General features: G+C 62.3%; 6 protein-coding genes and 1 pseudogene. 5 read left to right on the forward strand and 2 right to left on the reverse strand.

Going from position 1 to position 7662, the window contains the following annotated elements; genetic code table 11:
• The first annotated feature begins 79 nt into the window (after window positions 1-79).
• The 4 genes from BLT09_RS26160 to BLT09_RS26175 all read left to right on the forward strand — a co-directional run bounded on the left by BLT09_RS26160 (window position 80) and on the right by BLT09_RS26175 (window position 5119).
• Window positions 80-1384 carry a DUF6638 family protein gene (locus BLT09_RS26160; RefSeq protein WP_091598489.1) on the forward strand — a complete coding sequence of 435 codons (1305 nt, stop codon included), beginning with the start codon at window positions 80-82 and terminating at the stop codon, window positions 1382-1384.
• Window positions 1385-1434: 50 nt separating this feature from the next.
• Window positions 1435-2577, forward strand: coding sequence for a DUF2333 family protein (locus tag BLT09_RS26165; protein ID WP_091598492.1), 1143 nt, complete (start codon window positions 1435-1437; stop codon window positions 2575-2577).
• 132 nt (window positions 2578-2709) lie between these two features.
• Window positions 2710-3132 (forward strand): ester cyclase, encoded by a 423-nt coding sequence (locus BLT09_RS26170; RefSeq protein WP_139172683.1) that lies wholly within the window; start codon window positions 2710-2712, stop codon window positions 3130-3132.
• Window positions 3133-3439: 307 nt separating this feature from the next.
• Complete coding sequence (locus tag BLT09_RS26175; RefSeq protein WP_023799967.1) at window positions 3440-5119, forward strand: formate--tetrahydrofolate ligase; 1680 nt, start codon at window positions 3440-3442, stop codon at window positions 5117-5119.
• A gap of 289 nt (window positions 5120-5408) precedes the next feature.
• Here the strand turns inward: BLT09_RS26175 and BLT09_RS26185 are convergent, their stop codons facing one another.
• A complete protein-coding gene (locus BLT09_RS26185; RefSeq protein ID WP_091598537.1) occupies window positions 5409-6056 on the reverse strand; it encodes a cysteine hydrolase family protein in 648 nt (215 codons plus the stop codon).
• A gap of 124 nt (window positions 6057-6180) precedes the next feature.
• Between BLT09_RS26185 and BLT09_RS26190 the strand changes: the two genes are divergently transcribed.
• Window positions 6181-7158, forward strand: a complete 978-nt coding sequence (locus BLT09_RS26190) for a helix-turn-helix domain-containing protein (protein ID WP_091598540.1) — start codon at window positions 6181-6183, stop codon at window positions 7156-7158.
• Between the two features lie 196 nt (window positions 7159-7354).
• Here the strand turns inward: BLT09_RS26190 and BLT09_RS26195 are convergent.
• A pseudogene (locus BLT09_RS26195) lies at window positions 7355-7662 on the reverse strand (integrase); the annotation flags it as partial.

A 7662-nucleotide genomic window follows, 5' to 3' on the forward strand; every position in this document is an offset into this window, starting at 1 on the left:
CCACCAGGGGAGAAGGGATGCCCGCGCCCCTCATCCGCCCTTCGGGCACCTTCTCCCCGTGAACGGGGAGAAGGCATAGATGAGCCCCGCCAGGAAGTCCGACCTTTTGCGCGAGAACGAGCTGATCTATGGCCGGCTGCTGACCATCGACGAGCCACATCTGATCCAGCGCTACAACAAGGCTTTGGTCGCCTTCGGCCTGAAGCCGACGAAGCTGAAGAGCTTCGAGATCGACCGCACCGGCTTCTCGCCGCAAGTGGCCGAGGAATGCGGCGACTACAGCTACCTCGATCCCAACGAGATCAATCGCCGCTTCATCCTCCTGACCCCGTCGCAGGTCGACCTGCCGGTGGTCCACACCGCCTTTTCCAACACCTCGCAGCTGATGTTCGAGTTCATGTCGACGAACCAGCGCGCCATCGACGCGCTGACCATCAAGGATGTCATCTACGGCGAGATCGAGGATTCGGTCCCCAAGGTCGACGACATCGAGGACCTGCTGTCGATCAACCAAGTCGAGTTCAAGGTGCTGTCGGCGGAGGACGTGCTCGGCAAAGCCGCCGAACTCGGCAAGCTCGTCGACCGGTTGAAGCAGGAGCCGGACGCCTGGCGCGACAGCGCCATGCTCACCCGCATGGTCGAGCTTGCCAAGATCTGCGGCGACATCCGCGAGAACGCGCTGGTGCCGGATCAGGTGATCTTTCGCCACAGCGCCTATTGGACCAGCCATTTCGGCGGGCTCTATGTGTTCATCGACCCCGACATGACGACGGTGATCAGCGACCCGGCAGCACCCGGCTTCCGCCGCTCGCGGCCGTGGCAGGTGAGCTACCTCTCGATCAATGATGCCGACAGGGTGTTCAAGTTCCTTGCCGCGACCGGCCGCATCGAACTGCCGCGGGCCTCGTGGATCGAAACATCAGGCTATCTCGAGCATCGCGCCGAAATGGTGGTGCGGGCGCTGATCCGCGACGCCGAGCCCGACCGTAATCTGACCGACGTCGACAAGGTCTGGCTGCAGACCTGGATCCACAGCCATGCCGACCTGATCACCAGGGACGGCAATTTTCCTTTCCTCAACGCCGCCAAGCGCGAGATCGCTCACCTCGGCTATCTCAAGGTCGAGGACGTGTTCCCGCAGCAGCGTTTCCTGACGATCCGGGCCAAGCCCGGACATCCCGACGCCTGGCTGACCAACCAGCTGATCTCGGATTTCGTGCCGCAGGACTTCGTCTCGCGCTACGTCTTCAACAAACCGGGTTTTTACAGGGACTATGACGGCTTCAGCGACGCTTGGCGATCGCATGTTGTGGACGTTCTGAAAACCACATATCTGAAAGACAAGGTGGCGTTTCGCACACGCCTCTACGGCCTTACCGATTGAATGCCTAACCTTATCGAATACTTGGCTGACTGACGAGGGGTGACATCGCCATGCTTGATCCGATCGTGAATTTTTTCACACGGATATTCCAGTGGATCGGCCGCGGCATCGGCTTCGCCGTCGGCGTGATCCTGTGGCCGTTCATGTGGGCCGGGCGCTGGTATACGCAGCGCGGCTGGATCCTGAAGGCGGTGCTCGGCCTCGCTCTGCTCATGCTGATCGGCCTCTACGGCTATTTCATCTGGAACACGCAGGTCTGGAGCAATTTCAATCCCGCCTATGCGGAAGCATATAGGTTCACGCAGCCGGCCGGAACCACGCCGGCACAGCCCGCTCCTTCCGCCACCGGGGAAACCGCTGGCGTCGAGGGAGAGGTCAAGACCTGCACCCACTCGGCCATTGTCCAGGTTACGGCCGATCTCATCGATTTCAACGTCAACGAGAATGCCTGGATCTCGTCGATGATACTCTACAAGCTCGGGCTCTTCGGCATGGACTGGGACCGCACGCCGTTTCTCGACAACAAGGCCTCCTTCCAGCGCGGGGTCAATCAGGCCATCCGGCGCACCACGGTCGAGCTTGTCGACACGCTGGGCCGCGTCCGTGGCACCAGCCAGATCGACCAGAACCTGCAGGATGCGCGCGGCGCGATCACCTTCGACGAGGAAACCTGGTATTTCGGCCTCAGGCCGTTTGGTCCGAAAACCCCGACGCCGAGTTTTTATCGCACGGCGGCGAACAGCCTTCGCGCCTTCAACGACCGGCTCATGAAATGCGAGGTTGTCTTCAACGCGCGCGCCGACAATCTCTTGCAGTTCGTCGACCGGATCGCGAGTGACATAGGCTCGACGTCGGACCTGATCCGCGACCGTTCGCAGAACTTCAACAGCGGCTGGTTCGACACGCGCGCTGACGACCGCTTCTGGTTCGCCTACGGCCAGCTCTACGGCTATTACGGCATCCTGACGGCGGCGCATCACGATTTTCAGCAGATCCTCGACAATCGCGGCCTCACGCCGCTGTGGAACAGCGTGGAAGGCCAGCTCAAGGCAGCGCTCGCCATCCAGCCTCTGATAATCTCCAACGGCCGCGAGGATGGCTGGATCATGCCCACCCACCTCACCACGATGGGTTTCTATGTGCTTAGGGTTCGATCGAACCTCGTCGAGGTCAGGTCTGTCCTGGATCGGTGAAGCAAGCGATTGGTGAAAGACGCCTTGGCTTGAATCACCGCTGGCCCTGGTCGAGATCGGCAACGTCCTGTCGCAGCAGTTCGGCTGCGCATTGCGAGGAGCGGAACCTGATCGTCGCGCCGTCGTTCAACCGTGGGCGGCAGCCAGCGAGGACACGCGATGGATATCCGGGAATTTGCTCGAAATTTCTATGCCACGATCGATGCGCAAGACTGGGATAAACTGGCCGGTCTGGTCTCTCCGGATCTCGCCGTTCACCTCGCCAGCGCCAGTCCGATCGGCTTCGATGACTGGCGAAAATCCCTGACCGAATTCTTTGTTGGATTCCCCGACGGCCATCACGTCATCGACGACTTTGTCGGCGATGCCGACAAGGTGGTCACGCGCGGTCGCTTTCAGGGCACGCACACCGGCACCTTCCACGGCGTCGCACCGAGCGAAAATTGCGTCTCGGTTGGTGTGATTAACATTGATCGCGTCGAGAACGGCATCGTGGTCGAACATTTCGGCCAGCTTGACGGCTTGGGGCTGATGCACCAGATCGGCGCATTCTAGCGAGACCGCTCGAAGCGCCGACCGGCGCTCGAACCCTGTCGCATTCCGTGCATTCCGCGGCTGTTTTGAGACGGCAGGACGGCGCGTGCTCTGGCTTCTATACGGCGCGACAACCCGCGAAGATACGGGTCAGGTCGACCAAGAGCCGTCTTTCTCTAGAGGAAACATAGTTGCATGCAAGTTGACGCCACGGCAGCGACAGGGCTAGAAAGTGCCCTCGCCTGCAGTACCGGGCTGTTTCGAACAGGCTTGCGACCACACTGATCAAACCCGTCCCCTCCACCGTCCAATCCAGAGGAAAGCCGCCATGGCCGAAGTGAAGTCCGACATCGAGATCGCGCGCGCCGCCGACAAGAAGCAGATCCAGGCGATCGGCCAGAAGATCGGCATTCCAAGCGAGCATCTTTTGCCTTACGGCCACGACAAGGCGAAGATCTCGGCCGAGTTCATCAAGTCGGTGAAGGCAAACAAGGACGGCAAGCTGATCCTCGTCACCGCCATCAACCCGACGCCGGCCGGCGAAGGCAAGACGACGACGACGGTGGGCCTCGGCGACGGTCTCAACCGTATCGGCAAGAAGGCCATCGTCTGCATCCGCGAGGCCTCGCTCGGGCCGAATTTCGGCGTCAAGGGCGGCGCTGCCGGCGGCGGCTATGCGCAGGTCGTGCCGATGGAGGACATGAACCTCCACTTCACCGGCGATTTCCATGCCATCACCACGGCACATAATTTGCTTTCGGCGCTGATCGACAACCACATCTACTGGGGCAACGAACTCGGCATCGACATCCGCCGCGTCGTCTGGCGCCGCGTCATGGACATGAACGACCGCGCACTGCGCGAGATCATTTGCTCGCTCGGCGGCGTCGCCAACGGTTTTCCGCGCGAGGGCGGCTTTGACATCACCGTCGCCTCGGAGGTCATGGCGATCCTGTGCCTCGCCACCGACCTGAAGGATTTGGAAAAGCGCCTCGGCGACATCATCGTCGCCTATCGCCGCGACAAGTCGGCCGTCTATGCCCGCGACCTCAAGGCCGACGGCGCCATGGCCGTGCTGCTCAAGGACGCCATGCAGCCCAACCTCGTGCAGACGCTGGAGAACAACCCGGCCTTCGTCCATGGCGGCCCCTTCGCCAACATCGCGCACGGCTGCAACTCGGTCGTCGCCACCACGACTGCGCTAAAACTTGCCGACTATGTCGTCACCGAAGCCGGTTTCGGCGCCGATCTCGGTGCCGAAAAGTTCTTCGACATCAAGTGCCGCAAGGCCGGCCTGAAGCCGGCGGCCACGGTCATCGTCGCCACCGTGCGCGCCATGAAGATGAATGGCGGCGTCAAGAAGGAAGACCTCGGCAAGGAGAACGTCGAGGCGGTGAAGAAGGGCTGCGCCAATCTCGGCCGTCACATCGAGAATGTCAGGCAGTTCGGCGTGCCTGCGGTGGTCGCCATCAACCATTTCTATTCCGACACCGACGCTGAAATCAGGGCGATGAAGGACTACGTCGCCTCGATGGGCGAAGAGGCGATCCTGTGCAAGCACTGGGCCCACGGCTCGGCCGGCATCGAGGAACTCGCCAACAAGGTGGTGACACTCGCCGAATCCGGCTCCTCGCAGTTTGCGCCGCTCTATCCCGACGCCATGCCGCTGTTCGAGAAGATCAACACCATCGTCCAGCGCATCTATCGCGGTTCCGAAGCGATCGCCGACAAATCGGTGCGCGACCAGCTCCACGCCTGGGAGCACGCCGGCTACGGCAATTTGCCGGTCTGCATGGCCAAGACGCAATATTCGTTCTCGACCGATCCGAACCTACGCGGCGCGCCGACCGGCCACACTGTGCCGGTGCGCGAGGTCAGGCTGTCTGCCGGCGCCGGCTTCATCGTCGTCATCTGCGGCGAGGTCATGACCATGCCCGGGCTGCCCAAGGCACCGTCCTCGGAGAAGATATTCCTGAACGAGATGGGCCAGATCGAAGGCCTGTTCTGAGGGCTCGCGGCGACTGGCTGATCGACCAGCGCGTCGACCAATTCTCAATGTCGGCGCCGCCCCTCATCTGCCTGCCGGCATCTTCTCCCCGTGAACGGGGAGAAGGGGCTGGCCGCAACCTCGGCACGCATTCTGCAACGCTGTAGATTGGCGAAATCGGCGATGACGGCATCTTTCTCCCCGTCACTATACGGGGAGAAATGCCCGGCAGGGCAATGAGGGGCGGCGCTGATTTCAACGATTGTCCTTGGTAAAGGAACGCCGGAGACGCCTGAACATCCAAGTTCGCCTAAGCGGCGCTCCGCGCCAGCGCGCGCTGGTTGGAGGCGTAGGGCGTATCGCGCTCGGGCAGCACGCCAGTCTTCAGGCAGTCGATCCATTCGGCGGTCTTGAGAACGGCGGCGAAGCGCGACTGCAGGACAACCGTCACCACGCGATGGATGTCCTCGGCCGAGGCGTAGCCGGCGCTGTTGGCATAGGGCAGCGACCCCGTTGCATCCGACAGGAACTCGACCGCAAAGCCCATATGGACGGCGTGGATGACCGTCGACAGATCGCAATTATGCGTCATGTAGCCGATGACCGTAATCGTATCGATAGCGTTGGCGCGCAACCATTCCTCGAGGTCGGTGCCGGTGAAGGCGCTTGGCAAGGTCTTTTCGATGGTGTGGTCACGGTTTCGCCTCGCGATCTCGGGATGCAATTCGGCGCCATGGCTGCCCTTGGCGAAGACCGGTGAGGTTTCCGGCGCCAACTGCTTGACGACCACCACCTTGACGCCTGCCTCGGCGGCAGCGTCCATGGCGCGCGCCACATTGGCGACGGTGTCGCGGAAGGGCGGGTGCTTGATGGCGAGATTGCCGCCGTCATAGTCGTTCTGAACGTCGACGACGATGAGGGCACGGCGTGGCGCTTTGCCTTTGGCTGAGTCCGACATGGAGCTTTCCTTTCCCGTTGACATTGATGGATCGAGCATAGACTCGGCATCAGGCCGCAAAAGTGTCCCGATTGACATAGTTCGAAATAATTGGGACATTCCGGAAACTCTCATGGTGCTTATCATGGCCGATCCGATCGTTGCCGCCATCGCCTTCGATGGCATCAGCCCGTTCCACCTCTCCGTGCCCTGCCTTGTATTCGCAGAGGATCGCACGACGCTCGGCCTGCCGCGCTTCGAGTTCCGGGTCTGCGCGATTGAGGGCGGGCCGATCCGCACCGATGCGGGGCTGACCATCAGCGTCCCGCACGGGCTTTCCGCGCTTGATGACGCCGACATCGTCATCGTGCCCAGCTGGAAGAACCTCGAAGTCGCACCGCCGGCGGCACTGATCGAGGCGCTGCGTCGCGCGCACCGGCGCGGCGCGCTGATTGTCGGATTGTGCTTGGGAACGTTCGCTGTTGCGGCGACCGGCCTGCTTTCGGGGCGGCGAGCCGCGACGCATTGGGCTTTTTCCGACCAGCTGCAGACACTCTATCCCGACATTCTCGTCGAGCCGGAGGTGCTCTACATCGACAACGGCGATGTCGTGACCTCGGCCGGTGTCGCCGCCGGGCTCGACTGCTGTCTCCACATCATACGGGCCCGCTATGGCGCGGAGGCGGCACTCCGGCTTGCCCGGCAGATCGTGCTTTCTCCTCATCGGCAGGGCGGACAGGCACAGTTCATAGAACGTCCGATCGCCAGGACCGAAAATGCCGACCGCTTCACCCACGCCATCGACACCGTGCGCCAGACGTTACACGCGACGCACAGCCTGGACAGCGTCGCCGCTACCGCCGGCCTCACCCGCCGGACATTCACGCGCCGCTTCCAGAAAACAATCGGCACCAGCTTCGGCGACTGGCTGACCGACCAGCGCGTCGCGCTGGCGCAGCGGCTGCTGGAAGTAACGGAAAAATCAATGGACACGGTTGCCTTCGAGGCCGGCTTCGGCAGCGCCACCTCGCTGCGCCAGCATTTTGCGGCGCGGCTCAGAACCACGCCCGCGCAGTACCGCCGCGAATTCTCGAAGAACGCTCAGGAGCGCGTCGCAAGATAGCTCCAACTCATGTAGGAAATCACCGTCGATGTCGGCGCTGCCCCTCATCTGCCTGCCGGCATCTCTCCCCGTACAGCGACGGGGAGAAGGGGCTGGCCGCAACCTCGGTACCCTTTCTGCAGCGCTGGTGATTTGCGAAATCGCCGATGACGTGTCCAGTTGATAGATGGGTAACACTTTGAACCGGATACATGGGTTACAGTTTTCCCCCTGTCGTGTCCGCCGCAGCGCCAAGCGGTTTGGTTGGCGCGGCGCTGCGGCGGACAAGCTTCATGCGCCTCGTGTCGAGGATCCCGAGCGGGTGGGCATGGAAGTTGAGCGCCCATTGGCCATCCTCCTCGGTTTCGGTGGCGGCGACCGCTTCGCCGGCCAGCGTCTTGGAAACGTAGACGAAGCCGCCGTTCCACCTGATCTCGCCATTGTGGCGCACGCTGCGCACTGCCGCCTCGGCCGGATAGTCGGGCTCGGGCGGTGTCGCGGGCATGGCGCGCGACGACGGGCGGT

The sequence above is a fragment of the Mesorhizobium muleiense genome, from assembly GCF_900099905.1.
Taxonomy (GTDB): Bacteria; Pseudomonadota; Alphaproteobacteria; order Rhizobiales; family Rhizobiaceae; genus Mesorhizobium; species Mesorhizobium muleiense.

Bases quoted from the DNA above. Each gene is read 5' to 3' on its own strand.
- BLT09_RS26160 (WP_091598489.1), top strand. From the start codon at position 80: ATGAGCCCCGCCAGGAAGTCCGACCTTTTGCGCGAGAACGAGCTGATC.
- BLT09_RS26165 (WP_091598492.1), top strand. From the start codon at position 1,435: ATGCTTGATCCGATCGTGAATTTTTTCACACGGATATTCCAGTGGATC.
- BLT09_RS26175 (WP_023799967.1), top strand. From the start codon at position 3,440: ATGGCCGAAGTGAAGTCCGACATCGAGATCGCGCGCGCCGCCGACAAG.
- BLT09_RS26185 (WP_091598537.1), bottom strand. From the start codon at position 6,056: ATGTCGGACTCAGCCAAAGGCAAAGCGCCACGCCGTGCCCTCATCGTC.
- BLT09_RS26190 (WP_091598540.1), top strand. From the start codon at position 6,181: ATGGCCGATCCGATCGTTGCCGCCATCGCCTTCGATGGCATCAGCCCG.